At 73.2% G+C, this 24,668-nt stretch carries 32 protein-coding genes; 18 read left to right on the forward strand and 14 right to left on the reverse strand.

Features of this window, described 5'->3' with window-relative positions; genetic code table 11:
• Positions 1-62: 62 nt before the first annotated feature.
• The gene (locus D3A60_RS02650; RefSeq protein WP_119717140.1) at positions 63-269 is read right to left on the reverse strand and encodes a hypothetical protein; all 207 of its coding nucleotides are present in this window, start codon (positions 267-269) and stop codon (positions 63-65) included.
• Positions 270-466: 197 nt separating this feature from the next.
• Between D3A60_RS02650 and D3A60_RS14445 the strand changes: the two genes are divergently transcribed.
• Both D3A60_RS14445 and D3A60_RS02665 read left to right on the forward strand, forming a co-directional pair.
• On the forward strand, positions 467-985 hold the full coding sequence (locus D3A60_RS14445; RefSeq protein ID WP_157981382.1) for a hypothetical protein: 519 nt from the start codon (positions 467-469) through the stop codon (positions 983-985).
• A gap of 37 nt (positions 986-1,022) precedes the next feature.
• On the forward strand, positions 1,023-1,652 hold the full coding sequence (locus D3A60_RS02665; protein WP_119717143.1) for a Rossmann-fold NAD(P)-binding domain-containing protein: 630 nt from the start codon (positions 1,023-1,025) through the stop codon (positions 1,650-1,652).
• A 72-nt stretch (positions 1,653-1,724) separates the two neighbouring features.
• Here D3A60_RS02665 and D3A60_RS02670 read toward each other — a convergent pair whose 3' ends face one another.
• Positions 1,725-2,273, reverse strand: a complete 549-nt coding sequence (locus D3A60_RS02670; protein ID WP_157981383.1) for an outer membrane beta-barrel protein — start codon at positions 2,271-2,273, stop codon at positions 1,725-1,727.
• A 258-nt stretch (positions 2,274-2,531) separates the two neighbouring features.
• Between D3A60_RS02670 and D3A60_RS02675 the strand changes: the two genes are divergently transcribed.
• Both D3A60_RS02675 and D3A60_RS02680 read left to right on the forward strand, forming a co-directional pair.
• A complete protein-coding gene (locus tag D3A60_RS02675) occupies positions 2,532-3,377 on the forward strand; it encodes an N-acetylmuramoyl-L-alanine amidase (protein WP_231120367.1) in 846 nt (281 codons plus the stop codon).
• A 378-nt stretch (positions 3,378-3,755) separates the two neighbouring features.
• Positions 3,756-4,613 carry a lytic transglycosylase domain-containing protein gene (locus D3A60_RS02680; RefSeq protein WP_119717145.1) on the forward strand — a complete coding sequence of 286 codons (858 nt, stop codon included), beginning with the start codon at positions 3,756-3,758 and terminating at the stop codon, positions 4,611-4,613.
• 30 nt (positions 4,614-4,643) lie between these two features.
• Here the strand turns inward: D3A60_RS02680 and D3A60_RS02685 are convergent, their stop codons facing one another.
• Positions 4,644-5,141, reverse strand: coding sequence for a hypothetical protein (locus D3A60_RS02685; protein ID WP_119717146.1), 498 nt, complete (start codon positions 5,139-5,141; stop codon positions 4,644-4,646).
• 121 nt (positions 5,142-5,262) lie between these two features.
• On the opposite strand from D3A60_RS02685, the gene D3A60_RS02690 reads away from it, so the two are divergent.
• From D3A60_RS02690 to fnr, 9 genes are all read left to right on the forward strand, one after another.
• Complete coding sequence (locus tag D3A60_RS02690) at positions 5,263-5,454, forward strand: CPXCG motif-containing cysteine-rich protein (RefSeq protein WP_119717147.1); 192 nt, start codon at positions 5,263-5,265, stop codon at positions 5,452-5,454.
• A 306-nt stretch (positions 5,455-5,760) separates the two neighbouring features.
• Positions 5,761-6,123 (forward strand): EF-hand domain-containing protein, encoded by a 363-nt coding sequence (locus D3A60_RS02695; protein ID WP_119717148.1) that lies wholly within the window; start codon positions 5,761-5,763, stop codon positions 6,121-6,123.
• A gap of 139 nt (positions 6,124-6,262) precedes the next feature.
• Positions 6,263-7,003, forward strand: coding sequence for an HAD family hydrolase (locus D3A60_RS02700; RefSeq protein WP_119717149.1), 741 nt, complete (start codon positions 6,263-6,265; stop codon positions 7,001-7,003).
• Between the two features lie 126 nt (positions 7,004-7,129).
• A complete protein-coding gene (locus tag D3A60_RS02705; RefSeq protein ID WP_119717150.1) occupies positions 7,130-7,606 on the forward strand; it encodes a hypothetical protein in 477 nt (158 codons plus the stop codon).
• Between the two features lie 124 nt (positions 7,607-7,730).
• Complete coding sequence (locus D3A60_RS02710) at positions 7,731-8,192, forward strand: hypothetical protein (protein ID WP_231120368.1); 462 nt, start codon at positions 7,731-7,733, stop codon at positions 8,190-8,192.
• 124 nt (positions 8,193-8,316) lie between these two features.
• Positions 8,317-9,066 carry a hypothetical protein gene (locus D3A60_RS02715; RefSeq protein WP_119717151.1) on the forward strand — a complete coding sequence of 250 codons (750 nt, stop codon included), beginning with the start codon at positions 8,317-8,319 and terminating at the stop codon, positions 9,064-9,066.
• 9 nt (positions 9,067-9,075) lie between these two features.
• Positions 9,076-9,519 carry a GFA family protein gene (locus tag D3A60_RS02720; RefSeq protein WP_231120369.1) on the forward strand — a complete coding sequence of 148 codons (444 nt, stop codon included), beginning with the start codon at positions 9,076-9,078 and terminating at the stop codon, positions 9,517-9,519.
• Positions 9,520-9,545: 26 nt separating this feature from the next.
• The gene (locus D3A60_RS02725; RefSeq protein WP_119717152.1) at positions 9,546-10,031 is read left to right on the forward strand and encodes a GNAT family N-acetyltransferase; all 486 of its coding nucleotides are present in this window, start codon (positions 9,546-9,548) and stop codon (positions 10,029-10,031) included.
• A 63-nt stretch (positions 10,032-10,094) separates the two neighbouring features.
• A complete protein-coding gene (gene fnr / locus D3A60_RS02730) occupies positions 10,095-10,850 on the forward strand; it encodes a fumarate/nitrate reduction transcriptional regulator Fnr (protein ID WP_119717153.1) in 756 nt (251 codons plus the stop codon).
• A 4-nt stretch (positions 10,851-10,854) separates the two neighbouring features.
• Here the strand turns inward: fnr and D3A60_RS02735 are convergent, their stop codons facing one another.
• The 11 genes from D3A60_RS02735 to D3A60_RS02785 form a co-directional block, all read right to left on the reverse strand.
• Complete coding sequence (locus D3A60_RS02735) at positions 10,855-11,571, reverse strand: sulfite exporter TauE/SafE family protein (protein WP_119717154.1); 717 nt, start codon at positions 11,569-11,571, stop codon at positions 10,855-10,857.
• A complete protein-coding gene (gene ccoS, locus D3A60_RS14805; protein ID WP_119717155.1) occupies positions 11,564-11,818 on the reverse strand; it encodes a cbb3-type cytochrome oxidase assembly protein CcoS in 255 nt (84 codons plus the stop codon). Before ccoS ends, D3A60_RS02735 begins: the two co-directional genes overlap by 8 nt.
• The gene (locus tag D3A60_RS02745; protein ID WP_231120370.1) at positions 11,815-14,205 is read right to left on the reverse strand and encodes a heavy metal translocating P-type ATPase; all 2,391 of its coding nucleotides are present in this window, start codon (positions 14,203-14,205) and stop codon (positions 11,815-11,817) included. The genes ccoS and D3A60_RS02745 overlap by 4 nt, the downstream gene beginning before the upstream one ends.
• 2 nt (positions 14,206-14,207) lie before the next feature.
• Positions 14,208-14,711 carry a FixH family protein gene (locus D3A60_RS02750; RefSeq protein WP_119717156.1) on the reverse strand — a complete coding sequence of 168 codons (504 nt, stop codon included), beginning with the start codon at positions 14,709-14,711 and terminating at the stop codon, positions 14,208-14,210.
• Positions 14,708-16,252: a 4Fe-4S dicluster domain-containing protein gene (locus D3A60_RS02755; RefSeq protein WP_119717157.1), complete on the reverse strand. Its 1,545-nt coding sequence runs from the start codon at positions 16,250-16,252 to the stop codon at positions 14,708-14,710. The genes D3A60_RS02750 and D3A60_RS02755 overlap by 4 nt, the downstream gene beginning before the upstream one ends.
• A 10-nt stretch (positions 16,253-16,262) precedes the next feature.
• On the reverse strand, positions 16,263-16,550 hold the full coding sequence (locus D3A60_RS02760) for a hypothetical protein (protein WP_119717158.1): 288 nt from the start codon (positions 16,548-16,550) through the stop codon (positions 16,263-16,265).
• Positions 16,547-17,491 carry a cytochrome-c oxidase, cbb3-type subunit III gene (gene ccoP / locus D3A60_RS02765; RefSeq protein WP_119717159.1) on the reverse strand — a complete coding sequence of 315 codons (945 nt, stop codon included), beginning with the start codon at positions 17,489-17,491 and terminating at the stop codon, positions 16,547-16,549. The genes D3A60_RS02760 and ccoP overlap by 4 nt, the downstream gene beginning before the upstream one ends.
• Positions 17,488-17,628 carry a cbb3-type cytochrome oxidase subunit 3 gene (locus D3A60_RS02770; protein ID WP_119717160.1) on the reverse strand — a complete coding sequence of 47 codons (141 nt, stop codon included), beginning with the start codon at positions 17,626-17,628 and terminating at the stop codon, positions 17,488-17,490. Before D3A60_RS02770 ends, ccoP begins: the two co-directional genes overlap by 4 nt.
• A 2-nt stretch (positions 17,629-17,630) precedes the next feature.
• A complete protein-coding gene (ccoO, locus tag D3A60_RS02775) occupies positions 17,631-18,257 on the reverse strand; it encodes a cytochrome-c oxidase, cbb3-type subunit II (RefSeq protein WP_119717161.1) in 627 nt (208 codons plus the stop codon).
• Positions 18,258-18,267: 10 nt separating this feature from the next.
• A complete protein-coding gene (gene ccoN, locus D3A60_RS02780; protein WP_119717162.1) occupies positions 18,268-19,722 on the reverse strand; it encodes a cytochrome-c oxidase, cbb3-type subunit I in 1,455 nt (484 codons plus the stop codon).
• 75 nt (positions 19,723-19,797) lie between these two features.
• Positions 19,798-20,220, reverse strand: coding sequence for a universal stress protein (locus tag D3A60_RS02785; protein WP_119717163.1), 423 nt, complete (start codon positions 20,218-20,220; stop codon positions 19,798-19,800).
• 135 nt (positions 20,221-20,355) lie between these two features.
• Between D3A60_RS02785 and D3A60_RS02790 the strand changes: the two genes are divergently transcribed.
• From D3A60_RS02790 to D3A60_RS02810, 5 genes are all read left to right on the forward strand, one after another.
• Entirely contained in the window at positions 20,356-21,183 is an 828-nt protein-coding gene (locus D3A60_RS02790; RefSeq protein WP_119717164.1) for a universal stress protein, read from the forward strand.
• An 81-nt stretch (positions 21,184-21,264) separates the two neighbouring features.
• Complete coding sequence (gene dusA / locus D3A60_RS02795; protein WP_119717526.1) at positions 21,265-22,290, forward strand: tRNA dihydrouridine(20/20a) synthase DusA; 1,026 nt, start codon at positions 21,265-21,267, stop codon at positions 22,288-22,290.
• Positions 22,287-23,198 (forward strand): arginine deiminase-related protein, encoded by a 912-nt coding sequence (locus D3A60_RS02800; protein WP_119717165.1) that lies wholly within the window; start codon positions 22,287-22,289, stop codon positions 23,196-23,198. Before dusA ends, D3A60_RS02800 begins: the two co-directional genes overlap by 4 nt.
• 169 nt (positions 23,199-23,367) lie before the next feature.
• A complete protein-coding gene (locus D3A60_RS02805; protein WP_231120371.1) occupies positions 23,368-23,736 on the forward strand; it encodes a PepSY domain-containing protein in 369 nt (122 codons plus the stop codon).
• Between the two features lie 96 nt (positions 23,737-23,832).
• Complete coding sequence (locus D3A60_RS02810; RefSeq protein ID WP_119717166.1) at positions 23,833-24,516, forward strand: response regulator transcription factor; 684 nt, start codon at positions 23,833-23,835, stop codon at positions 24,514-24,516.
• Positions 24,517-24,668: the final 152 nt, after the last annotated feature.

The following is a 24,668-nucleotide window of genomic DNA, read 5'->3' on the forward strand; positions in this document are numbered from 1 at the left end:
CGGCAGCGCGCACCGGCGATCGTCTCGCCGGCGCGCGCCGGGGTCGAACGAAGCGATGCGGGTCAGTGCTTGCCGCGACGGCCCTTCAGGTTGTCGCTGGTGCCGGACTCGTTGTTGGTGCGCGTGGTGACGTGGTCGTCGTCCAGGTGCGCGGTCGGCTGCTTCTCGTTGCGGTCGTTGGCGCGGGTGTCGTGGCTGGGCTCGTTGCGCGAGGCGTCGCGGGTCGGATCGCGGCGTTGCTTGTCCTGGGTGGTCTGGCGCTGGGTCATCGGCGGTCTCCATGGGGGACGCGGAACGTCGTGTGTCCGCGATGCCACCGTGCCGCGCGCGGCGTTAGCGCCGCGGCACGCCCGCGTTAGCGGCGTCGTCACCTTCCTGTCGCTCGGCCGCGCCATGCGGCGGTGAGCTGGCATTGCGTCGACACGCCGCGACTATGCTGGCGCGCCGCACCCCATGGAGAACCGCCATGCGCCAGAACCCCGTGCACCGCCCGACCGTGGGGGCCGCCGCCCTCGCGTTGACCGCCGCCGTCGCATCGAGCGCGCTGCTGGCCGCGTGCCAGCCCCGTACGCCCGCGACGGACGACGCCACCGCGCCGACCGCGACCGCACCGGCACCGGCGCCTGCATCGACGGCACCGACGTCCGCCGCGCCGCCTGCGCCGACGCCGGCAACGCCGCCGCGCTTCGCCGGCAAGGTCTGGCGCGCCGCGGCGGGCGGACCGGTCGAGCCGGGCACGACGTACGCGTTCCTCGACGACGGCACGCTGGTTATCGATTCGCCCAATGGCACTCCCATGGTCGGGGCGTGGGCGCAGGCCGACGGCCGAATGACGATGACCGAAGAAGGCGTCACCTACCCGGTCGACGTGCTGCAGCTGGACGACAGCACGTTCCGCCTGCGCAGCAACAATCCGGGCGGCGCGGTCGAGATCACCCTCGAGGCCGCGCCGGACGTCGCGCTGCCGGTGGCCCCGGCGAAGTGACGGCGCCCGTGCGCGCGCACGCACCGCAGGCCCGCGCATGCGCCTGCTGATCGCCGGTGCGACCGGCCTGGTCGGCGCGCAGGCCCTGCGGCTGGCGCTGGCCGATCCGCGGGCGCAGCGGGTGGTCGCGCCGACGCGCCGCGCGCTGCCCGCGCACATGAAGCTCGACAACCCGATCGTCGACTACGCGGCCCTGCCCGACGACGCGCCGTGGTGGCGCGTCGACGCGGTCGTGTGCGCGCTGGGCACGACGATCCGTGCGGCCGGCTCGCAGGCGGCGTTCCGCGCGGTCGACCACGGCTTCGTGCTCGCGGTCGCGACGCGTGCGCTCGCGCACGGCGCGCGCCGCTTCGCGCTAACCTCGGCGATGGGCGCCGACCCGGCGTCGCGGGTCTTCTACAGCCGGACCAAGGGGGAGGTCGAGCGCGACCTCGCCGCGCTCGGCTACCCCTCGCTGACCTTTGTGCGGCCCGGCCTGCTCGGCGGCGATCGGGCCGAATCGCGGCCGGCCGAACGCGCCGGCCTGCACGTGCTCGGCGCGCTCGGCCCGCTGCTGCCGCGTCGCTGGCGCATCAGCCCGGCGAGCCACGTCGCCCGCGCGCTGGTCGACGCCGCGCTGAGGGCGCCCCCCGGGGTCCACGTGGTTGGCGCCGACGCGCTCGCGTGACGAAAAGAAAGGCCGCCGGAAAACCGGCGGCCAATGGGGTGACGCGGAGAGAGAGGACGCGGCGGGCGCGGGTCAGAAGTCGAAGCGCACCTGCACCTGGCCGACGTCGAGGTCGGCGTCGTCGAGCTCGAAGCGGCTGACCTCGCCGCGCAGCGCGACCGAGTCGGTCAGCCGGTACTGCACACCTAGGCCGTAGGTCGGGTCGGTGCCGCTGTCGTCGACGCGGCCGGTCAGGCCCGGGATCGACGCGTCGACGTTCCAGCGCTGCACGCCGGCCTTGGCGTACGCCGAGAAGCGCTCGGTGATCGGCAGCGAGCCGACCGCGGTGAGGTACGCACTGTCGGCCTCGATGTCGGCGCCGACGCCGCGCGGCTCGAGCGTGCCGAAGTCGGTGTAGCCGGCCTCGACGCCGAAGTAGCGGTTGACCTGGTAGCCGCCGAACACCGAGAACGCGGTGTCCTCGTCGTCGTAGCCGGACTCGTCGACCATGGCCTGGCCGACGCCGGCGCCGGCGTAGAAACCGCCTTCGGCGGCCTGCGCGCCGAACGCGGCGGCGGCAAGGGCGGCGACGAGGACGGTGCGGGCCAGCAGACGGCCGGAACGGGTGGTGCGCTTGCTCATGTCATGGACTCCTGCGGCGGATCGCGCGACGAGAGGGGGGAGGGAGTCGGCGTCCGCGATGGGCCCCGGCGGGGTGCCTGGACGGCCATCGTTGCGGACCCTTGATGGGCCCGGCCCGCGGCGTCCGAAGGCCGCCGGCGGCGACGCAGCGTGCCGCCCGTGGAACGCGACTGGCCTCGGGCGCATTGTTGTTGCGCTGTTGGCGCCTAATCGCCATCGCCTACCATCGGCCCGACCCCTCCCGCAGGACCCGCGCCGATGCCCATGCCGCTGCCGCCGCGCCCTTCGCCGTTCCGCCGGGTGGCCGCGGTCGCGCTCGCGCTCGTGCTGGCCGCCTGCACGACGCCGCGGTCGGGCAGCGAACTGGCCGCGTGGACGCCGTCGCCGAACGTCGACGGGCGCCGCGCGCAGCTGGTCGTGCTGCACCACACCCAGACCGCCACCTTCGACGAAGCGCTGCGGATGCTGCGCACGCGCAACCCGTCCGGGCGCGTCAGCGCGCACTACCTGATCGGGCGCGACGGCCGCACCGTGCAGCTGGTCGACGAGAACGCGCGCGCCTGGCACGCCGGCGCGGGACGCTGGGGCGCGATCACCGAGGTCAACTCCGCGTCGATCGGCATCGAGCTCGAGAACGACGGAGTCGCGCCGTTTCCGCACGTGCAGGTCGACGCGCTGCTGCGGCTGCTCGACGACGTCACCGCGCGGCAGCGGATCCGCCGCGAGCAGATCGTCGCGCACGGCGACATCGCGCCGACGCGCAAGCAGGACCCTCATGCCGGCTTCCCGTGGGCGCGTCTGGCCGCCGCCGGCTACGGCCTGTGGCCGCGCGAGCCGCTGCAGGCGCCGCCGGCGGGTTTCGATCCGTGGACGGCGCTCGCGCTGGTCGGCTACGACGTGCGCGATCCGGCCGCGGCGCTGCGCGCGTTCCACCGCCGCTTCCGCGGCCACGACCGCGACGGCTGGGAGCCCGGCGATGCCGAGGTGCTGTACGACCTGCAGCGACAGCGGCTTGGCCTGCCGTCGCCGCCGCTGACGCCGGTGCCTTCGGTGCCGCCCGTCCGCGATCCGGCACAGCCGGCGGTGCCGGCGCCGCCGCAGTAGCGCCGGGCGCCGCGGCGTGAAGGTTGTGTTGCGTTCAGCGTCGCGCGCCGTGCGCAGCGCAGCGGCCGTCACGGGTTCGTTCGCGACGCGGTCACGCATTCCGCGCGGCTAGCGCAGCGCGCCGGTGACGCGCGTTAATTCGGCGTTGCGCGGCCGCAGCCCGCGCCGCTGCGGTTCATCCGCACCCGCGCACCGTGCCGAGGCGCGCCAGGCGGGTGGCGAACGTCCCGCAGAGGACGCGTCGGACGGTGGCGGGCAGGGCGGCACCACCGCCCTGCCTTTTTCGCTGGATCCCGCGCGCGGCGCTGCACCGTGTCGATGGTCGCCGTGACGAAGGGCTAACGCGCCGGCGCGGGCACGCGCCTAGACTCGGCCGCGATGAATCTGACCCTGCCCGCGCTGCTGTCCGCATGCGTCGCCGTCGTCGCGCTGGTCGCGCCGGGCGCCGCGCACGCGCGCACCGTGTACCGGTGCGTGCAGGGCGGCGTCGTCAGCCTCGCGACGGCGCCTGAGCCGGGCTCGCGCTGCGTCGCCCGCGAGGTCGACGACAACGCGGTGCAGGTCAACCTGTGGGGCGCGATGGGCGTGGTCAGCGGCACGCTGTACGAGCGCCAGCAGGATGGGCGCACCGTCTACAGCACGCGCAAGCTGCCCGGCTCGACCAGGGTGCTGTCGTTCACCGTAAAGACGCCGCCGGGCGAGCCGGCACACGCCGGGCTCGGCCGCGTCGGCGCGCCGCGGCTCGAGCCGCACGACGCGCAGTTCCGCAGTGCCGCCAAGCGCGCCGGCGTCGACGAAGCGTGGCTGCGTGCGATCGCGCATGCCGAGAGCGGCTTCGACGCCCGCGCGGTTTCGAACAAGGGCGCCCAGGGCGTCATGCAGCTGATGCCGGCCACGGCGCGCGAGTACGGCGTGCGCGATCCGTTCTCGCCCGAACAGTCGATCGATGCCGGCGCGCGGCACCTGCGCGCGCTGCTCAAGCGCTATCGCAACGACCGCGTGCTCGCCGCCGCGGCATACAACGCCGGGATCGGCGCGGTCGCGCGCCACGGCGGCGTGCCGCCGTACACCGAGACGCGCGACTACATCGCCAAGGTCGCTGCGCTCGAGTCGGCCTACGCGGCCGCGCTGCAGAAGGCGCGACCGAAGCGGCGCGCGGCCGCCGTGGGCGCAGCGCCGCCCGCACTGCGCGCCACGGTCGGCGCCGCCGGCGGAGCGCTCGCTGCGCCGCGCTAGCGCACGTAATGCTTCAAAAGTAAGGGCCTGCTAGGAAAGCGCCTTCGCGGCCTCGAACGGCAGGATCGTCGCGCCGCTGGCCTCGATGACCTGCGTGACGCCGTCGAGCATCGCCTTGTCGCCGTCGACGATCACCAGGATCCGGCCGGCCTCGATCTCGTCGTGGAAGCGGCGGCGGATCGGATCGGGCAGCGACGAGCCGGTCAGCGCCGACGCCCAGCAGCCGACCATCGCCCCGGCCAGGCCGATCGCGGCCGCGCCGGCGAGGGTCAGGCCCACCGGCGCCACGACCACCGCCACCAGGCCCGCCAGCAGCCCGGTGGCGCCGCCGTAGCCGGCGCCGCGCAGCGCGGCCGGCATCAGGTCGGTGTCGGCTTCCTTGTAGCGGTCGGGAATCGCTTCGAGCTCGATGTCCGAGCGCGCGACCAGCAGCAGGTCGTCGTCGGGCACGCCCGCGCGGCGCGCGGCGTCCATCGCGGCGCGCGCGGTGGCAAGGTCGGGCGTACTGAACACGTGGCGGGTTTTCATCGGGACTCCTTGTTCGAAGCCGGTCGCGCCGGCGCCCGTTCACGATCCGACGTCGACGGTTCAAGGCCCGTGATGGCGCAGGTGCGATGCTGTGCCACCACCGACCCTGCAGGACACCGCCATGCTGCCCACCGCCGACATCCAGTGCCCGTACTGCGGCGAGCGCATCGAAGTGATCGTGGACGACTCCGCCGGCGACCAGCGCTACATCGAGGACTGCCAGGTGTGCTGCCGGCCGATCACCGTCGTCGTGTCGATCGACGACGAGGACGGCCAACCGCGCGTCGACGCGTACGGCGAAGACGACGCGTGATCCGGACGGCGTGAGGGCGATGGACGCCGCGCCGGCGTCGCGGCCTTTGCGCGACCGGGCGTGAAGATTTCGTTTCCGTTCAGGCGACTGCCGCGCCACGCGCGCCGCCAATCCGCTGCGCGCATCACGCTTCGCGCCGGCGCGCGCTGCGTGCCTAGCGGCAACGGCACGCGCGTTGGTTAAGCGCGCGTTGTGCGTGCGATTCACGTCGCGGTTGGGTTCATCGACGCGGCGACAAGGTGCAGGCCGTGCGGAATCCCCGGTTCCACCGCCGCGCGGACCACTTTCGTTCAAGGAGACCCATCGATGACCATCCTGTCCCGCAACAACCGTCTGGTTGCCTTCGCCCTCGTCGCCTCGCTCAGCGCCCCGCTGGCGTTCGCGCAGTCCGCGGCCACCGACGCGCCGCCGGCCGAGCAGGCCTCGCCCGTCGCGCAGGAAGCCGCCGCGCAGCCGGCACAGGCGGCCGCCGCCCCGGCGAAGAAGAGCTGGGCCGACGTCGATGCCGACAAGGACGGCAAGCTGACCCGCGCCGAGGCCGACAGCGTGCCGGCGCTGGCGCAGGTGTTCGCGCAGGCCGACGGCGACGCCGATGGCGCGCTGACCGCGGACGAGTACAAGGCGTTCGTCGGCAAGCAGCAGGGCGCCGCCGCCGGCGAGACCAAGTAACGCGCGCCTGCACGACTCCCCCACGTGCATGCAAGGGCGGCCCTCGGGCCGCCCTTCTGCGTTCAGGGCCGGGCGGACAATGTTCTGCGTTGCGTCGGCGGCGCTGCCGCGCGGACGCGGCTTGCGGGAGAATGCGCGCATGACCGCCTCCCCCGACGATTCGATCGCGCTGGTCGGCTTCGATGCCGACGACACCCTGTGGCGCAGCCAGGATTACTTCGACGCCGCGCAGCTGGAGTTCGAGCGCATCGTCGGCCGCTACGTCGACCTCGGCGACGCCGATGCGCAGCAGCGGCTGTACGAGCTCGAGAAGCGCAACGTCGAGATCTTCGGCTACGGGGTCAAGAGCATGGCGCTGTCGATGATCGAGGCGGCCGTCGCGATCACCGGCGAGCGCATCAGCGGCGCCGACGTGCACCGCATCGTCGGCCTGGCCAAGGACCTGCTGCAGCACCCGGTCGAGCTGCTGCCGGGCATTGCCGAGGCGGTCGAACGGATCGCCTCGCGCCACCCGGTGGTGCTGATCACCAAGGGCGACCTGTTCCACCAGGAGGCCAAGGTCCGCCGCTGCGGGCTGGCCCACTGGTTCGGCCGCATCGAGATCGTCAGCGAGAAGGACGCGTCGACCTATGCGCGCGTGCTGTCGGAGTTCGACCTGCCGGCGTCGCGCTTCGTGATGATCGGAAATTCCCTGCGTTCGGACATCGCGCCGGTGCTGCAGCTGGGCGGCTGGGGCATTCACGTGCCGTACCACACGACCTGGGCGCACGAGAACGAGGCCGACGTCGCCGCCGACGCGCCGCGACTGCGGGTGGTGCGCGACGCACGCGAGCTGCCCGATGCGGTCGCCGCGCTGGCCGCTCAGGCGCACGCCAGCTGAACAGGCACCCCAACGGCGGCTGAGCGTCGACGCCGGGTGACGGAAAAATTAGGAGGCGGTTCACCTGCGCGGACGCATCGTCGGTCCCGTGCCCACCGCGGTGGTGGGTGTCGAAAGGAGAACCGCATGGCCACCTTGACCCGCTGGATCGCCCCCGTCGTCCTCGCCGCCGGCTTCGGCGCCGTGGCGATGGCCCCGGCTCCCGCACACGCCCAGAGCGGCGACGACCTGGCGCGCGTCATCGTCGACGTCGCCGACGTGATCTTCCGCAGCGGCCAGCCGTACTACCGCCATGGCAACTACGGCTACAACGACCGCCTGATCGTCGACCGCGACCGTTACGGCCGCCCGATCTACTACCGCTACGCTCCGCGCGAGGCCTATCGCAGCGGTCCGCCGTACGGCAACGCCTATGGCCACTACAAGAACAAGCACAAGGGCGTGAAGTGCGACAAGCGGGGCCGCTGCGAGACGCGCTACTACGACCCGCAGTACGACCGCAGCTACAACGCACGCTACGACAACCGCTACTACGACAACCGCTACGGCTATCGCGACGACGATCGCTACTGGGACGGCCGCCGCTGGCGCGACCGCGACTGATCGACCGCGCATCGGCGCGTGAACCACCCGACGGCACCGGCAACCCGGTGCCGTCGTCTTTTGCGGCGTCCGTCACCGGTGGCGGTGCTAGCCTGCGCCGACCCGAGACCACCGGAGCGCCCCGATGACCCGTCGACGCCGTCCCCCGACCGCCCTGCTGCTGGCCTTCGCGATCGCGTTCGGCGCGACGCTGCCCGCGCTGCCCGCCGCGGCCCAGTCCGGCGGCCCGATCGACTGCGAACTGCGCTTCGAACTGTCCGGCTGGTCCGCGTTCTACAAGCGCGCCGACGGCACCGGCACGATCACCTGCGACAACGGCCAGCGCATGGACGTGCGCATCAAGACGCGCGGCGGCGGCATCACCGTCGGCAAGACGCGCATCGCCGACGGGCGCGGCGAGTTCTCCGGCGTGTACCGGATCGACGACGTGCTCGGCACCTACGCGGCCGCCGAGGCGCACGCCGGCGCCGGCAAGTCGGCCGGCGCGCAGGCGCTGACCAAGGGCAGTGTGTCGCTGGCGCTGGCCGGCAAGGGCGAGGGCTGGGACCTGGGCGTGTCGTTCGGCAAGTTCGTCATCGAGCGCTGATTGCCCCGCCACCGGCAAGGCTGAACCGCGCGAACGCGGCGCGGTGGATTTCAGAACGCGTTCACTGCCGCGCGCCGAGACTCGCGACCACACACCGCGGCATCGGCCGCAGCTGGAGTTCGCCATGACCACCCGTACCGATCGATCGATCCGTTCGCCGCTGCGCACGCGCCTGCTCGCGATCGCGCTCGGCCTGGCCGCCGCCACCGGCGCCGGCAGCGTGGCCGCGCAGGATTACGTGTTCGGCTGGAACCCGCGCAGCGGCGACGTCTGGGTCGACAACACCCTCGGCGACATGAACCGCTACGGCAGCCGCTACCGCGATCCGTTCGTCGACGAGCTCGTCCGCTACCACGGCGCCCCGCGCGACCTGGTCACCGACCTGCTCAACACCCGCCGCTGGGCGCCGGGCGACGTGTACTACGCCTGCGCGCTGGCCTCGGCGCTGGGCCGCCCGTGCCGCTACGTGGCCGATTACTGGGAGCGCAACCACGGCAAGGGCTGGGGCGTCGTCGCGCAGGAGCTCGGCATCAAGCCCGGCTCGGCCGAGTTCCACCGCCTGAAGCGCGGCTTCGTCCCGACTTACGACCGCTGGTCGCGCCCGATCACCCTCGACGCCGACCTGCGCGACGACTTCCCAGGCCGCGGCAACGGCGGCAACCGCGGCGGCAAGCCGGTGACCGCGGGCGCTGGCAAGGGCAAGCCGGTCAGTGCCGGCCCGACCGCGGGCAAGGGCAAGGCGACGTCCACCGGCCCGGCGGCCGGCAAGGGCAAGCCGACCACGTCGCCGGCATCGGGCAAGGGCAAACCCGCGACGACCGGCGGCAAGGCGCAGGGCCAGGGCAAGGGCAACAAGGGCAACGGCAAGGGCTAAGCTTCGCGGGTGGACACGACTGCCCCCGCGAACGCCGTCACCCCCGACCTGCGACCCGGCGACGACCGGGTCACGCACCGCGGCGGCTGCCACTGCCGCCGCGTGCGGTTCGAGGTCGATGCGCCCGCGCACCTTACGGTGCTCGACTGCAATTGTTCGATCTGCCGGATGACCGGCTTCCTGCACCTGATCGTGCCGGCGACGCGGTTCCGCCTGCTGGCGGGCGCCGACGCGCTGGCCGAGTACACCTTCAACACCGGCGTGGCGCGGCACCGCTTCTGCCGCCACTGCGGCGTCAAGGCCTTCTACGTGCCACGCAGCCATCCGGACGGCATCGACGTCAACGTGCGCTGCCTCGATCCGGGCACCGTCGCGTCGATGCACGTCGACGCGTTCGACGACGCCGACCGCGACGCGGCGACCGCCGCGCTCGCGCACCTCAGCCGGGCCTGAGCGGCCCGGCGGATCGTCGTCTCGCGATGGCCAGCTCCGGGCACATCGAGATCGTCGACTACGACCCGCGCTGGCGGGCCGACTTCGCGCGCCTCAACCTCGAGTGGCTCGAACGCTGGTTCACGGTCGAACCGATCGACCGCGAGGTGCTCGGCGACCCGGACACCCACCTGCTCGCCGGCGGCGGGCGGATCCTGTTCGCGGTCGACGCCGACGGCCGTGCGGTCGGCACCGTCGCGCTGCGCCACGACGGCGACGGGGTCTACGAGCTGACCAAGATGGCCGTCGAACCCGAGATGCGCGGCCGCGGCGCCGGTCGCGCGCTGATGGAGCATGCGCTCGCCGCGTACCGCGAGCTCGGCGGCCGCGAGCTGTACCTCGAGTCGAGCAGCCGGCTGGCGCCCGCGCTCGCGCTGTACGAGCGCGCCGGCTTCGTCCACCACCCGGCGCCGCGGCCGGGCTCGCACTACGCCCGCGCGGACGTGCACATGATCTGGGTGCCCGCCAGCTGACGTGGCGCCGGCTTCTGGCGCGCGTGAAACGGCCGGGCCATCCACGCATGGCACCATAGGCGCATGGCCTCGACCGTCCTCGACCTGAATCACGTCCGTCGCGGCTGCGCCCAGTGCTCGCTGCAGCAGCTGTGCCTGCCCGCGGGAATCAGCGCCGGCGACCTCCAGCAGCTCGACGACATCGTCAAGCGGCGACGCCCGGTGGCCGGCGGCGAGCGGTTGTTCCGGCTCGGCGACCCGATGTCGGCGGTCTATGTCGCCCGCGACGGCGCGTTCAAGACCGTGGCCCTGAACGAGGACGGCGAGGAGCAGATCGTCGGCTTCCACCTGCCGGGCGAGCTGATCGGGCTCGACGCGCTCGGCTCGGGCCACCACCGCTGCGAAGGCGTCGCCCTGGTCGAGGCCAACGTCTGCGAGGTGCCGTACGACCTGCTCGCGCACGTCGCCGCGCAGCTGCCGAGCCTGCAGCAGCAGCTGATGCGGGTCATCGGCCAGAGCGTCGACCGCGACCAGGACCACGTGGGCATGCTGGTGCGCCGCTCGGCCGGCGAGCGCATCGCCCTGTTCCTGCACGGGCTGGGCGAGCGCTACCGGCACATCGGCCAGTCGGCGATCCAGTTCAAGCTGCCGATGAGCCGCGAGGACATCGCCAACTACCTCGGCCTGGCGCTGGAGACGGTCAGCCGCGGCTTCTCCAAGCTGCACGAGGACGGCGTCATCGCGGTCAGCGGGCGGCGCATCGAAGTGCTCGACACGCTCGAGCTCAACCGCCTCGCCCACGTGCACGAAGCGGTCGACGCCAAGCGCGGACGCGCCTGACGCCTCAGGCCAGCGGCAGGCTGCGGCAGCCCAGCGCCTCGAGCACGCCGTGCAGCGCCGGCGCTTGCGCGAGCCACGGCGCGGTCAGCGTCACCAGCCCGGCCGCGAGCACCAGCAAGCCCGCGGCGGTGCGCCAGCCGCTGCGCTGCAGCCGCTGGCCCACGCGCGAGCCGGCCCAGGTCAGCGGCAGCATCACCGACAGGGTGCCGATCCCGAACGCCGCCATCGTCGCCGCGCCGTGCAGCGGGTCGGCCTGCAGCCACGCGGCGGCGAGCAGCGTCGTGCTCAATCCGCACGGCAGCCAGCCCCACAGCAGTCCGAGCGTCATCCGCCTGGCGACGGTGTCGGCCGGCAGCAGTCGCTGCTGCAGCGGCCGCAGCCACTGCCAGGCGCGCGCGCCGGGGGCGCCGAAGAAGCGCAGGCGGCCGCGCCGGTCGAGCAGGCGGATCGCGGCGACGATCATCACCGCGCCGACCATCGCCCGCAGCGCGGTGGCCAGCCACGGCGCCCGCGCCATGCCGAGCAGGCCGTAGCCGAGCCCGCCGACGATCGCGCCGGCCAGCACGTAGCCGAGCACGCGGCCGAGGTTCGGCTGCGCGGCTTCCCACCAGCCGCCGCGGCCGGACATCGCGGTGGCGATGCCGCCGCACATCGCCGCGCAGTGGCCGCCGCCGAGCAGGCCGGTCAGCGCCGCGCCGCCGAGTACAAGCCAGTCAAGCATCGCCGCGCTCCGCGGCCGCGTCTGCGTCGCTTGCGACCGCGTCCGGATTGTCCGGACCTGCCGAGGCTGGCCCCGCGCGCGCGGTGTCCACGAGCACGTCGTCGACGAACTCTTTGTCGACGAGGATGTCGAGCGCCGGCGTGTCGAGGTCGTCGAACTGCCCGCGCTTGACCGCCCACGCGAACGCCCAGCCGGCGGCGACGACCAGCACCAGGCTCAGCGGCACCAGCAGCAGCAGGCTGTTCATGAGCGCCGCAGCCGCAATGCGTTGACGGTGACGGTCAGCGACGACAGCGCCATGCCGACCGCCGCCAGCCACGGCGTGACCAGGCCGAGCGCCGCCAGTGGCAGCGCGACGACGTTGTAGGCGATCGCCCACGCGAGGTTCTGCCGGACGATGCGGCGGGCGCGCCGCGCCAGCGCGATCGCGTCGGCGATCGGCGCCAGCCGGGTGCCGACCAGGACGAAATCGGCGCTGCGGTGCGCGAGCGCGGCGCCGTCGCCGATCGCGAACGACACGTCGGCGCCGGCCAGCACCGGCGCGTCGTTGATGCCGTCGCCGACCATCGCGACGACCCGGCCGTCGCGCTGCAGCGCGCGCACGCGGGCCAGCTTGTCCTCGGGGGCCTGGCGCGCCCGCGCGTCGGCGATGCCGAGCGCCTGCGCCAGCGGCGCGACCTTGGCGTCGGCGTCGCCGCTGGCGATGTGCAGCGCCAGGCCCTGCGCGCGCAGCGCGTCGACGGTGGCGGACGCATCGGCGCGAAGGCCCTCGTCGACGACGAAGCGCGCGCTGGCGGTCGCGCCGTCGCCGAGCCACAGCGCGTCGTCGTCGCCGGCCGCGCCGGTGGCGAACGCCGCGCGGCCGAACCGCCAGCGCACGCCGTCGACGTCGGCCTCGAGGCCGTGCCCCGGCACCGCGCGCAGGCCGGCGACCGCGCGTGCGTCGTCGAACGCGGCGAACGCGGCCGCGAGCGGGTGGCGGCTGTCGCGCTCGAGCGCGGCGGCGATCGCGAGCACCGCGTCGCGCGGCAGCGCGCCGTGCGTCTCGACCGACGCCAGCGTCGGCGCGCGATCGCACAGCGTGCCGGTCTTGTCGAAGACGATGTCCGTGGCGTCCGCGAGGCGCTCGAGCGCGTCGCCGCGCAGCGCCAGCACGCCGCTGCGCGCCAGCGCGCCGTGGGCGCTGGCCAGCGCCGCCGGCACGGCCAGCGACAGCGCGCAGGGGCAGGTGATGACCAGCAGCGCCAGCGTCACTTCGAACGCGCGCGCCGGGTCATGCACGCGCCACGCGAGGTACAGCGCGACGGCGGCAACCAGCAGCACCGCGACGAAGCGCGAGGCGATGCGGTCGGCGAGCGTCGCCAGAGCGGGCCGCTGCGCCTGCGCGTGTTCGACCAGCCGGGTCACCTGCGACAGCCGGGTCTGCGCGCCGACGGCGTCGATGCGCAGGCGTGCCGGCCGCTCGCGGCATGCGCTGCCGGCCAGCACCCGATCGCCGGGGCCGCGCAGCACCGGCTCGGACTCGCCGGTCAGCAGCGATTCCTCGAAGCGGGCGGGCGCATCGAGCACGGTGCCGTCGGCCGGCACGATCTCGCCGACCGCGACGCAGGCGACGTTGCCGACGGCCAGTGCCGCCAGCGGCACCAGCTCGCGGCTGCCGTCGTCGCGCTCGCGCGTCGCGAACGCCGGCCGCGCCCGCGCCAGCGCGTCGACCTGGGCGTTGGCCACGCGCCGCGCGCGCTGCTCGAGCACGCGCGCGGCCAGCAGCAGGAACACGAACATCACTGCCGCGTCGAACCACACGTGCGCGCCGCCGCGCAGCGTCTCGACCACGCTGGGGCCGTACGCGAGCAGCGTCGCGCCGGCGACCAGCGCGTCCATGCCGAGCGTGCGCGCGCGCAGCTCGCGCCAGGCGCCGGCGAGGAACGGCCAGCCCGAGTAGAACACCACCGGCGTCGACACCAGCATCGTCACCCAGCGCAGGAAGTCGCGCGTCGGCAGGGGCATCTGGCGGGCGACATCGAGGTACAGCGCCTCGGCGAACATCATCGCCTGCATCGCGCCGAGCCCCGCCACGCCGAGCCGCAGCAGCGAGCGGTTGCGCTCGGCGCGCAGCGCGTCCTCGCGCGCCTGCCCGGTCGCCAGCCACGGCCGGTAGCCGAGCGCGGCCAGCCGCCGCAGCGCGGCCGACAGCGGCGTGCGCGCCGGGTCCCACGCGATCCGCACGCGGCCCGTCACCGCGTTGGCATTGACCTCGAGCACGCCCGGCTCGCGCGCGATCGCGCGGTCGATCAGCCATGCGCACGCGGCGCAGCGCATGCCGTCGGCGAGCACGGTGATCTCGCGGCCGCCGTCGATCGCGCGGGCGTGCCCGGCGATCACGTCGTCGCGGTCCCACGCCGACAGGTCGATCGCCTCGGTTCCGACCCGCGCGGCGTAGCCGTCGCGCAGTCGGTAGTAGTCGGACAGGCCGGCGTCGCTGATCCACTGGGCGGCCGCTTCGCAGCCGTCGCAGCAGTAGCGCGACGCCGGCGCGTCCAGCGTTTCGCCGCAGTGCGCGCAGGCGCCGGTGGCCGCGCGCTGCGCGTCGCGCGCCGGGGTCGCCATCGACAGCGGGTTCGCCGCGACCGCCACGGTCACGGCTCCGGCAGCGCCGGCTGCAGCAGCACCGCGTGCTCGCCCTTGCCGAGCCGGCCCTGCAGCCGCCACGCATCGGCGGGTGCGCGCAGTTCGACGTTCCAGTGGGTGCCGGCGTCGAGCTCGCGTTCGGCGCGCCAGCCGGTCTCGGTGGGGGGCAGGGCGAGCGAGACGTCGCGCTCGGCGTGCGACGGGTGGTGGAACGCCAGCGCCAGCGTCTGGGTGCGGTCGAACGTGCCCTTCGCCGGCAGCGCCTCGACCACGCCGTCCTGCACGCGCAGCACCACGCGCAGCCCGGCCGCGCGGGCGCGCGAATCAGCGTCGAGGGCGGCGACCTGCACCTGGCCGGTGCGCCGCACCGGGTCGGCCACGCTGTCGCTGGTGCCGCCGGTGCGGCCGGCGACGAACAGCATCGCGATGCCACCGACCACGGCCAGCGCCGGCAGGCCGACGATCAGCCACAGCAGCGGGTTGCGCCACGGGGACGGGTGTTCGCCGGTCATGGGCTCGGTCCGAAGAAGCTGCTCTCGACGACCTTGCGCACGCGGCCGTCCGGGGATTCGACGACGAAGCGCACCGCGTGCCGTCCGCGCACGTCGCCGGCGGCAGCCACCGTGATCGGCAGCGACACCACCTGCTGCGGGGCCAGCGTGATGCTCGGCGTGGTGCCGCGGATCGCCAGCCCGGGCAGCCCGGATTCGAGCTGCAGCGAATACGTGGCGGCGGCGTCGCCCTTGTTGACCAGCTTCAGCGTGTAGCCGTTGGCGATGCCGTCGGCGGTCTCGCGGTACAGCGCGTTGCGGTCGCGCAGCGCCTCGACGATCAGCGGGCTGCGGGTGCCGACGCCCCACGCCCAGGCGATGCACAGCGCCAGCAGCAGCGAGCCGTAGACGACGATGCGCGGGCGCAGCACGCGCGTGGGCTGGCCGTCGATCGCGTTCTGGGTCGAATAGCGGATCAGTCCGCTCGGGTAGCCGACCTTGGCCATGACCTCGTCGCAGGCGTCGATGCACGCGCCGCAGGCGATGCACTCGTACTGCAGGCCGTTGCGGATGTCGATGCCGGTCGGGCACACCTGCACGCAGATCGTGCAGTCGATGCAGTCGCCCAGTTCCTCCGGCGGGAACTTCGGCAGCGGCAGCGCTTCGGCCAGCTCGCCGTCGAACGTGATCGTGCCGCGCGCGTTGGCGCGGTTGTCGGCGGCGGTCGGGTGGCGCGCCGCGCGGAACACGTAGTCGTACGCGACGGTCTTCTCGAGCAGGCCGCGCGCGCGCTCGAGCACGCTGCCGAGGCCGCGGCGGCGCGGGCCCCGCGGCTCCCCGCGCATCGGGTCGTAGGCGATCAGCAGGGTGTTGCGGTCGAACATCGCGCTCTGGAAGCGCGCGTACGGGCACATGTACTTGCACACCTGTTCGCGCAGCACGCCGGCGTTGCCCCACGTGGCCAGCGAGTAGAACAGCACCCAGAACGTTTCCCAGCCGCCCCACTGGAACGGCACCAGCCGCGCGCCCAGTTCGGTAATCGGGGTAAAGAAGCCGACGAAGGTGAAGCCGGTCCACAGCGCGAACGCCAGCCACAGCGCGTGCTTGGCGCCCTTGCGCAGCAGCTTCTCGCGCGTCCACGGACCGGCGTCGAGCTTCATCCGCTGGCCGCGGTCGCCCTCGGTCCAGCGCTCCATCCACAGGAAGACCTCGGTCCACACCGTCTGCGGGCACGCGTAGCCGCACCACAGGCGCCCGGCCAGCGCGGTGAAGAAGAACAGCGCCAGCGCGGCGATGATCAGCAGCAGCGCGAGGAACAGGAAATCCTGCGGCCAGAACGTCAGGCCGAACACGTGGAACTTGCGCGCCGGCAGGTCGAACAGCACAGCCTGGCGGCCGTCCCAGCGCAGCCACGGGAACACGTAGTACATGCCGAGCAGCCACGCCACCGCGGCCACGCGCAGCCGGTCGAAGCGGCCGCTGACGTCGCGCGGGTAGATCTTGCGTTCGCTGACGTACGCCGGACCGCCGTCGTCGAGCGCGATGTCGATGCGTCGGTTCATCGCGCGCCGATCATCCGTCGCGCAGCGCGCGGTTGAAGCGACTGGCCGGGCGCAGCAGGATCCACGTGAACAGGCTCGACGACGCGGTCGCCGCCCAGAACGCGAAGAAGCCCAGCGTGTAGCCGAGCTCGCGCGACACCGGCCAGTGCGGGAAGGTCTGGTCGCGCAGCGCGATCGGGTCGACAAAGGCGAAGAACACCATCGTCGCCACGCCGGCGGCGAAGAAGCTCGGCCACAGGATCGCGCCCAGCCGCTGCGCCAGCGGACGCGGCGGCGGGTCGACCGGAACCGCGTTCATTGCCCGGCCCCGGCGCCGCCGGCCGCGGCGGTGCGCTTGGCCGACAGCGACAGCACGTACGCGGCGACCAGCTTGGCGCGGGTCTCGCCGAGCAGCTCGCCGTGCGCCGGCATCACGCCGTGGCGGCCGCTGCGGATCGCCGTCGCGATCGCCTCGTTGCTGTCGCCGTACAGCCAGTAGTCGTCGGCCAGGCTCGGCGCGCCGAGGTCCTGGTTGCCCGTGCCGTCGACGCCGTGGCACGCCACGCACACGCCCTCGTACAGCGGGCGGCCCTGCGCGGCGAGGAAGTTGTTCTTCAGCCGCACGTCGGGGTCGCCGAGCGCACGCACGTAGGCGACCACGTAGTCGACCGCGTTCTCGCCGCCCATGCCGGTCAGCACCTTCTCCCACTCGGGCATGACGCCTTCGCGGCCCTCGACGATCGACTGCAGCACGCGCTCGGGCTCGCCGCCCCAGTGCCAGACGTCGTCGGTCAGGTTCGGGTAGCCGATCGCGCCCTGGCCCGAGGACCCGTGGCACGTCGCGCAGGTGTTGCCGAAGATCGACCGGCCCAGCGCCAGCGCCTGCGGATCGCGCGACAGGTCGGCGACGCTGGCGGTGCGGAACGGCGCGAACGTCTCGTCGAGGCGCGCGGTGTCGGCGGCCTTCTGGCGGTCGTGCTCGGAGGTGGACGTCCACTTGCCGTAGCCGGCGAACGCGCCCAGGCCCGGGTACCACAGCAGGTAGCCGATGCTGAAGACGATGGTCAGGTAGAACAGGTTGATCCACCACTTCGGCAGCGGCTTGTTGTACTCGGTGAGGTCGCCGTCCCAGACGTGGCTGGTGTCCTCCGGCTTCGGGTCGCCGGGGCGACGGCGCGCCGTCCACCACAGCAGCCAGGCGCAGCCGGCGATGTTGAGCACCACCAGGGCGATGACGTACCACGACCAGCCGGCGCTCACGGGCGGTCCTCCGCGTCATCGGACAGCGGCAGGCGCGCGGCGGCGTCGAAGGCGGCCTTGCGGCGCGGGCTCCACGCCCACGCCCAGCCGGCGACGAACAGCACCAGCAGGATGGCGGTGATGATTCCGGACAGCATGCTCAGCCTCCCCGAGGCGCGTGCTTGCCGAGCGCCTGCAGGTAGGCGACCACGGCGTCGAGTTCGGTCTTGTCCTGCACCTGCGCGGCGGCGCCGGCGATCTCCTCGTCGGTGTACGGATCGCCGAGGGTCTGCAGCGCGCGCATCCGCCGGGTGACCTGCGCGCCGTCGAGCGCGTTCTCGGCCAGCCACGGGAAGCTCGGCATGTTCGACTCCGGCACGACCGCGCGCGGATCGATCAGGTGCACGCGGTGCCAGTCGTCGGAGTAGCGGCCGCCGACGCGGGCCAGGTCCGGCCCGGTGCGCTTGGAACCCCACTGGAACGGGCGGTCGTACACCGACTCGCCGGCCAGCGAGTAGTGGCCGTAGCGCTCGGTCTCGAAGCGCAGCGTGCGCACCATCTGCGAATGGCAGTTGTAGCAGCCCTCGCGCACGTACACGTCGCGTCCGGCCAGCTGCAGCGCCGGGTAGGGCTTGACGCCGGGCAGCGGCTCGACCGCCTCGGCCTGGTACATCAGCGGCACGATCTCGGCCAGGCCGCCGAACGACACGGCCACCGCGATCAGCACCGCCATCAGGCCGATGTTCTTTTCGATCTTCTCGTGCGGATTGTGGTTGTTCTCGCTCATCGTCCGGTCCTCACGCACGCGCCTGCGACGCGTCCGGCATCAGCACCGGCTGCGGCGCCGGCGAACGCGCCATCGCGAAGGTCTTGATCGTGTTGACCGCCATCAGCAGCATGCCGGCCAGCACCAGCACGCCGCCGCCGAGGCGGATCAGGTAGTAGGGGTAAGTCGCGTTGAGCGCCTCGACGAAGGTGTAGGTCAGGGTGCCGTCGTCGTTGGTCGCCCGCCACATCAGGCCCTGCATCACGCCGGCGATCCACATCGAGGCGATGTAGAACACCACGCCGAGCGTGTGCACCCAGAAGTGCGTGTCGATCCACTTCGTCGAGTACATCGCCTGCAGGCCGAGCATCCGCGGCAGCAGCGCGTAGATCGAGCCGATCGAGATCATCGCCACCCAGCCCAGCGCGCCGGCGTGCACGTGGCCGACGGTCCAGTCGGTGTAGTGCGACAGCGAGTTGACCGTCTTGATCGACATCATCGGCCCCTCGAACGTCGCGATCATGTAGAAGCTCAGCGCGACGATCAGGAACTTCAGGATCGGGTCGGTGCGCAGCTTGTGCCACACCCCCGACAGCGTGAGGATGCCGTTGATCGCGCCGCCCCAGCTGGGCGCCAGCAGGATCAGCGAGAACACCATGCCGACCGACTGCGCCCAGTCCGGCAGCGCGGTGTACTGCAGGTGGTGCGGGCCGGCCCACATGTACACCGCGATCAGCGCCCAGAAGTGTACGATCGACAGGCGGTACGAGTAGATCGGGCGCCCGGCCTGCTTGGGCACGTAGTAGTACATCATCCCGAGGAAGCCGGCGGTCAGGAAGAAGCCGACCGCGTTGTGGCCGTACCACCACTGCACCATCGCGTCGACCGCGCCGGTGTAGACCTGGTACGACTTGCCGAAGCCGACCGGCAGCGCGAGGTTGTTGACGATGTGCAGCAGCGCGATCGTGATGATGTAAGCGCCGAAGAACCAGTTGGCGACGTAGATGTGCTTGACCGTGCGCTTGGCGATCGTGCCGAAGAACAGCACCGCGTACGCGACCCAGACGATCGTGATCAGGATGTCGATCGGCCACTCGAGTTCGGCGTACTCCTTGCCCTGGGTCATCCCCAGCGGCAGCGTGATCGCGGCGGCGACGATGACCGCCTGCCAGCCCCAGAACACGAACGACGCCAGCCGGTCGGAGATCAGCGGCGCGTGGCAGGTGCGCTGGACCACGTGCAGCGACGTGGCGAACAGCGCGCTGCCGCCGAACGCGAAGATCACCGCGTTGGTGTGCAGCGGCCGCAGGCGGCCGTAGCTGAGCCACGGAATGCCTTCGCCGATGGTCGGCCAGTACAGCTGCGCGGCGATCAGCACGCCGACGGCCATGCCGACGATGCCCCACAGCACGGTCGTTGCGGCGAACTGCCGCACCACTTTGTCGTTGTATGTCCGCAGCGGCTGCGGCGAGGCAAGCGTCGTCATCGTCACTCCCAGAACGTGGCGCCAGTTTAGGAATCGGGCCGCGGCGGCGGCTTGATCCGGATCAAGTCGTCGCCGTCACGGCACCACCGTCACCGGCACGCCGGCGCCGGCGACGACCTTGCGCGCGACCGAGCCGAGCAGCAGGCCCTCGATCGCGCCGCGGCCGCGCGTGCCCATCACCACGAGGTCGATCCGCGCCGAGCGCGCGTGGCGCACGATCGCGGCCGCCGGCTCGGCGACGACGACCTTCTCGGTGAACGCGACGCGGGCGCGGCGCAGCGCGGTGCGCACGGCGCGCAGCGCGTGGTTGGCGTTGTCGGCGTGGTAGTCGGCGGTGCCTTGTACGCCGAGTTCGAGCGCGGCGATCCGCGGCAGCGGCAGGTCGGCGTGGAACACGACCAGGGTCGGCGGCTCGGCCATCGCCTGGGCCAGCCGCGCCGCGTGGCGCGCGGCGCGCACGCTGGCGGGGCTGCCGTCCACGGCCAGCAGGATCTTCATGGCTCACTCCAACGGGGAACGACGGCCACCGTACGCGGGCGGCGCGGCCCGGGCTTGATCGCGATCAATTCGCCGCCGTCGCGCCGGGCGCAGGCTGCTCCCGCCGACACCCACGGCGACGACCGGAGACGACGCATGCGCGACTTCCTGGTGCTGGCCCGCCGGGCCTTCGAGGCGGACCACGGCGCGGCGTACGCGGCGCGACTGGCCGCGCGGATGCGCGCCACCCTGACCGGGCTTCACGTGCCGCTCGGCGTGTCGGGGCCGCTGCCGGCGTACGACGCCGACACCGTCATGGCCCAGTACGCGGCCTGGATGGCGGCCGAACTCGACCGCGCGCGGGCGATGGCGCCGGGCTTCGAAGCCTGGGCGGGGTCGCTCGGGGTGGCGCACCCGGCGTGGATCGTTGCCGACGGACCGCTGGCGGCGCTGGTCCGCTATGTCGGCCACTGGCACGACGTGCTGGTCGTCGGCGGCGACGCCGACGACGGCTGGAACACGCCGGGCGGCCTGGCCGACCTGCTGCTCGGCAGCGGCCTGCCGTGCGTGGTCGTTCCGGCCGCCACGCCGGCCGGGCCGGTCCGGCTGGAATCGGTCGCGGTGGCGTGGAACGGCTCGGTCGAGGCCATCCGCGCGCTGCACGCCGCGCGCCCGCTGCTGCAGCAGGCCGAACGCGTGCACCTGCTGGTCGGCGAGGAGCGCGCGTACGGCGGCAGCTGGCCGGCGTTCCCGCTCGAGCGCTGGTGCGCGTCGCACGGGTTGCACGTCGTGGCCGAACCGCTGCCGGCGGTCAGCGATGACGACGACGCCGGCGAGGCGATCCTCGACGGCGCGCGCGCCTGCGGCGCCGAACTGCTGGTGCTGGGCGCCTACGGGCGCTCCCGCTTGGCCGAGTGGGCGCTCGGCGGCGTCACCCGCCACCTGCTCCGGCACAGCCCGCTGCCGCTGCTGATGCGCCACTGAGCGCCCGCGCCGGGCCCAATGAACGCCGGCGCGCGCGGCGGCTTGGGCGCGCGCGGCATTCCGGCGGACAATGCGCGGCCGATGACCGTCTCCGTGCTGCCGCCGCCGTCCGACCTGCGCCTGTCCGTCGCCCCGATGATGGACTGGACGGACTCGCACTGCCGCGCGTTCCACCGCGTGCTGGCGCCGCACGCGCGGCTGTACAGCGAGATGGTCCACGCCAACGCCGTCATCCACGGCGACCGCGCGCGGCTGCTGGCGATGGACCCGTCCGAGCACCCGGTCGCGCTGCAGCTCGGCGGCAGCGAGCCGGCGCTGCTGGCGCAGGCGGCGCGGATCGGCGCCGACGCCGGCTTCGACGAGATCAACCTCAACTGCGGCTGCCCGTCCGACCGCGTGCAGGCGGGGCGGTTCGGCGCCTGCCTGATGCGCGAGCCGGCGCTGGTCGCCGAGTCGGTCGCGGCGATGCTGGCGGCGGTGCCCGAGGTGCCGGTGACGGTGAAGTGCCGGCTCGGCGTCGACGACGACCACGATTGGGACCGCTTCCTCGGCTTCATCGACACGGTCGCGGCGGCCGGCTGCCGGCTGTTCGTCGTGCACGCGCGCAACGCGTGGCTGCAGGGCCTGTCGCCGAAGGAGAATCGCGAGGTCCCGCCGCTGCGCTACGACTGGGCCTACCGGCTCAAGCGCGAGCGGCCGGAGCTGGCGGTGCTCGTCAACGGCGGCATCGCCGGGCTCGAGGAAGCGACCGCGCACCTGGCGCACACCGACGGCGCGATGCTCGGCCGCGCCGCGTACCACGATCCGTATCTGCTGCACCGGCTCGACGCCGCGTGGTTCGGCGGGCCGACGCGGACCCGCGGCGACCTGCTGCGCGCGTACCGCCCCTACGTCGATGCGCAGCTGGCGCGCGGCGTGTTCCTCAAGCACATCACCCGCCACGTGCTGGGCCTGTTCGGCGGCGAGCGCGGCGGCCGCGCGTTCCGGCAGGTCCTCAGCGAAGGCGCGCACAAGCCCGGCGCGGACTGGTCGCTGGTCGAGCAGGCGCTGGCGGTGACCGACGCGTTCGCGACCCCGCCCCACGCCATCGACCCGCAGGCCGCATGATCACCCGCAACGCCCACGCCTTCTTCGACCTCGCCCGCCAGTGCGGGCCCGATTTCGGCCCCGCCACCGCGCGGGCCGCGTTCCTGGTCGCGCCCGACGGCTTCGCGCTGGCCGTCGATTCGGCGCAGGACAACCGCTACATGGCGGCGGCGGACGGCTTCGACGCCGACGCCGCGTCGCGCCAGCACCGCGCGCTGCACCGCGCCGTCGCCGAAGTGCTGCCGGCGGTGTGCTTCGCCGGCGATCCGGCGACCCCCGACGCGGTGTTCCCGAACAACGTGTTCGCCACGGCGCCCGGGCGGGTCGTGATCGGGCGCATGCGCCACCCGGTGCGCCAGCGCGAGGCGCGGCGCGCCGACATCCGCGGCTTCTTCCGCGACACGCTGGGCTACGCCGAGACGGATCTGTCGATCCAGCCGCACCCGTGCGAGCTGACCGGGGCGCTGGTGGTCGACCGCGCCCGCGGACTGGGCTACTGCGGCCTCTCCGAGCGCTGCGACGAGGACGGCGCGCGGCTGATGCACGAGGCGCTGGGCCTGCGCGCGACCCTGCTGTTCGACTTGGCTGCCGGCGAGTACCACACCAACGTCGTGCTGGCGGTGCTGGCCGGTCGCGCGGCGATCGTGTGCCCCGATGGCTTCGCCGACCGCGCCGTGGCCGATGCCATCGCCGGGTTCTACGCGCCGCACGCGGTCGTCTGTACCACGGGCGAGCACGCCGCCTTCGTCGGCAACGCGATCGCCCTGTCGGACGGCACCGTGTGGATGAGCGCGCGCGCCGGTCGGGCGCTGTCGCCCGCTCACCGCCAGGTGCTGGCCACTGCCGGCTTTGACGTCCGCACCGTCGACCTGTCGGCGATCGAGGCCGGTGGCGGCTCGCTGCGCTGCTGCATCGGCGAGATCTACTGACCTGCAAACCGGCCTCGGCGCGGATTTTGCAGGCAAGTTCGCCGCTGAACGGCGGGAATGGCGCCCGGAAAAGTTCAGACCGGATTCACCGCCTGGTTCCAAGAATGACCGTCCATCACCGGACGTACACTCGTCCGCGCCGCCGCTCCCGGAGCCGGAAACGCCTGCCATGAAGCCCGTCATCGCCCGAGTTGCGCCCTTGCTGCTCCTGGCTGCCCTTGCGGTCGGGGCCGACAGCGCGCAGGCGCAGAGCCTCGGCGGGCTGCTGGGCCGCGGTGCTCCGCCGCCGCCGGAGCGGGGCCGCGACCACGACCGCGGCGCCGATCACCGCGCGCTGTCCGACGCGGTCCGCCGGGTCGAACGCCAGAGCGGCGGCCAAGTGCTCAGCGCGGAGCGGGTGCCGTTCGACGGCCGCGACGTGAACCGGGTGAAGGTGGTCGATTCCAACGGGCGCGTGCGCGTATACATGGACGACCCGCAGGGCCGCCGGGAGCCGCCCCCGCGGCGTATACGCGGCGACGACAGCGATTCAGATTAACCTGAACGCCACGGTCCCGACCGCGGCCACGACGGCCGCCCGCTGCGGCCAGACGCCGCCCCGACAGGCGGGACCGACCCCGAACTAGGAGCCCCCATGCGTATTCTGCTGGTCGAAGACGAAGCCCCCCTGCGCGAGACCCTGGCCGCGCGCCTGAAGCGCGAGGGCTACGCGGTCGATGCCGCGCAGGACGGCGAGGAGGGCCTGTACATGGGCCGCGAGGTGCCGTTCGACCTCGGCATCATCGACCTGGGCCTGCCGAAGATGTCCGGCATGGACCTGATCCGCGCCCTGCGCGAGGAAGGCAAGAAGTTCCCGGTGCTGATCCTGACCGCGCGCTCGAGCTGGCAGGACAAGGTCGAGGGCCTGAAGCAGGGCGCCGACGATTACCTGGTCAAGCCGTTCCATGTCGAAGAGCTGCTGGCGCGCATCAACGCGCTGGTGCGTCGCGCCGCCGGCTGGAGCAAGCCGACGCTCGAGTGCGGGCCGGTCACCCTGGACCTGGCCGCGCAGACGGTCACCGTCAACGGCGGCAACGTCGACCTGACGAGCTACGAGTACAAGGTCCTCGAGTACCTGATGATGCACGCCGGCGAGCTGGTCTCGAAGGCCGACCTGACCGAGCACATCTACCAGCAGGACTTCGACCGCGACTCGAACGTGCTCGAGGTGTTCATCGGCCGCCTGCGCAAGAAGCTCGACCCGGACAGCGCGCTGAAGCCGATCGAGACCGTCCGCGGCCGCGGCTACCGCTTCGCGATCCCGCGTTCGGGCGACTGACCGCCGCGCGGGCGCGCGCCCGGCGGCGACCGCGCCCTGCCGGGTGCAGCGTCGGCGAGCGCGCCTCGGCCCCGCGGGCCGCTCCGGCCGACGATCCCCATCCTCTGGCACGGCGCCCGTGAGCGGGCGTCCGCGCTAACCTGACTGCGCAT

Source organism: Cognatilysobacter tabacisoli (assembly GCF_003586305.1).
GTDB classification, from domain to species: domain Bacteria; phylum Pseudomonadota; class Gammaproteobacteria; order Xanthomonadales; family Xanthomonadaceae; genus Cognatilysobacter_A; species Cognatilysobacter_A tabacisoli.

Bases quoted from the DNA above. Each gene is read 5' to 3' on its own strand.
- D3A60_RS02725 (WP_119717152.1), top strand. From the start codon at position 9,546: ATGGCCAGCTCCGGGCACATCGAGATCGTCGACTACGACCCGCGCTGG.
- D3A60_RS02680 (WP_119717145.1), top strand. From the start codon at position 3,756: ATGAATCTGACCCTGCCCGCGCTGCTGTCCGCATGCGTCGCCGTCGTC.
- D3A60_RS02810 (WP_119717166.1), top strand. From the start codon at position 23,833: ATGCGTATTCTGCTGGTCGAAGACGAAGCCCCCCTGCGCGAGACCCTG.
- D3A60_RS02790 (WP_119717164.1), top strand. From the start codon at position 20,356: ATGCGCGACTTCCTGGTGCTGGCCCGCCGGGCCTTCGAGGCGGACCAC.
- D3A60_RS02800 (WP_119717165.1), top strand. From the start codon at position 22,287: ATGATCACCCGCAACGCCCACGCCTTCTTCGACCTCGCCCGCCAGTGC.
- D3A60_RS02710 (WP_231120368.1), top strand. From the start codon at position 7,731: ATGACCCGTCGACGCCGTCCCCCGACCGCCCTGCTGCTGGCCTTCGCG.
- D3A60_RS02735 (WP_119717154.1), bottom strand. From the start codon at position 11,571: ATGCTTGACTGGCTTGTACTCGGCGGCGCGGCGCTGACCGGCCTGCTC.
- D3A60_RS02760 (WP_119717158.1), bottom strand. From the start codon at position 16,550: ATGAACGCGGTTCCGGTCGACCCGCCGCCGCGTCCGCTGGCGCAGCGG.
- D3A60_RS02755 (WP_119717157.1), bottom strand. From the start codon at position 16,252: ATGAACCGACGCATCGACATCGCGCTCGACGACGGCGGTCCGGCGTAC.
- D3A60_RS02690 (WP_119717147.1), top strand. From the start codon at position 5,263: ATGCTGCCCACCGCCGACATCCAGTGCCCGTACTGCGGCGAGCGCATC.
- D3A60_RS02650 (WP_119717140.1), bottom strand. From the start codon at position 269: ATGACCCAGCGCCAGACCACCCAGGACAAGCAACGCCGCGATCCGACC.
- D3A60_RS02675 (WP_231120367.1), top strand. From the start codon at position 2,532: ATGCCCATGCCGCTGCCGCCGCGCCCTTCGCCGTTCCGCCGGGTGGCC.
- D3A60_RS02715 (WP_119717151.1), top strand. From the start codon at position 8,317: ATGACCACCCGTACCGATCGATCGATCCGTTCGCCGCTGCGCACGCGC.
- D3A60_RS02665 (WP_119717143.1), top strand. From the start codon at position 1,023: ATGCGCCTGCTGATCGCCGGTGCGACCGGCCTGGTCGGCGCGCAGGCC.
- D3A60_RS02670 (WP_157981383.1), bottom strand. From the start codon at position 2,273: ATGAGCAAGCGCACCACCCGTTCCGGCCGTCTGCTGGCCCGCACCGTC.
- D3A60_RS02705 (WP_119717150.1), top strand. From the start codon at position 7,130: ATGGCCACCTTGACCCGCTGGATCGCCCCCGTCGTCCTCGCCGCCGGC.
- ccoN (WP_119717162.1), bottom strand. From the start codon at position 19,722: ATGACGACGCTTGCCTCGCCGCAGCCGCTGCGGACATACAACGACAAA.
- D3A60_RS02805 (WP_231120371.1), top strand. From the start codon at position 23,368: ATGAAGCCCGTCATCGCCCGAGTTGCGCCCTTGCTGCTCCTGGCTGCC.
- D3A60_RS14445 (WP_157981382.1), top strand. From the start codon at position 467: ATGCGCCAGAACCCCGTGCACCGCCCGACCGTGGGGGCCGCCGCCCTC.
- ccoS (WP_119717155.1), bottom strand. From the start codon at position 11,818: ATGAACAGCCTGCTGCTGCTGGTGCCGCTGAGCCTGGTGCTGGTCGTC.
- fnr (WP_119717153.1), top strand. From the start codon at position 10,095: ATGGCCTCGACCGTCCTCGACCTGAATCACGTCCGTCGCGGCTGCGCC.
- D3A60_RS02785 (WP_119717163.1), bottom strand. From the start codon at position 20,220: ATGAAGATCCTGCTGGCCGTGGACGGCAGCCCCGCCAGCGTGCGCGCC.
- D3A60_RS02700 (WP_119717149.1), top strand. From the start codon at position 6,263: ATGACCGCCTCCCCCGACGATTCGATCGCGCTGGTCGGCTTCGATGCC.
- ccoO (WP_119717161.1), bottom strand. From the start codon at position 18,257: ATGAGCGAGAACAACCACAATCCGCACGAGAAGATCGAAAAGAACATC.
- D3A60_RS02685 (WP_119717146.1), bottom strand. From the start codon at position 5,141: ATGAAAACCCGCCACGTGTTCAGTACGCCCGACCTTGCCACCGCGCGC.
- D3A60_RS02770 (WP_119717160.1), bottom strand. From the start codon at position 17,628: ATGCTGTCCGGAATCATCACCGCCATCCTGCTGGTGCTGTTCGTCGCC.
- dusA (WP_119717526.1), top strand. From the start codon at position 21,265: ATGACCGTCTCCGTGCTGCCGCCGCCGTCCGACCTGCGCCTGTCCGTC.
- D3A60_RS02750 (WP_119717156.1), bottom strand. From the start codon at position 14,711: ATGACCGGCGAACACCCGTCCCCGTGGCGCAACCCGCTGCTGTGGCTG.
- D3A60_RS02695 (WP_119717148.1), top strand. From the start codon at position 5,761: ATGACCATCCTGTCCCGCAACAACCGTCTGGTTGCCTTCGCCCTCGTC.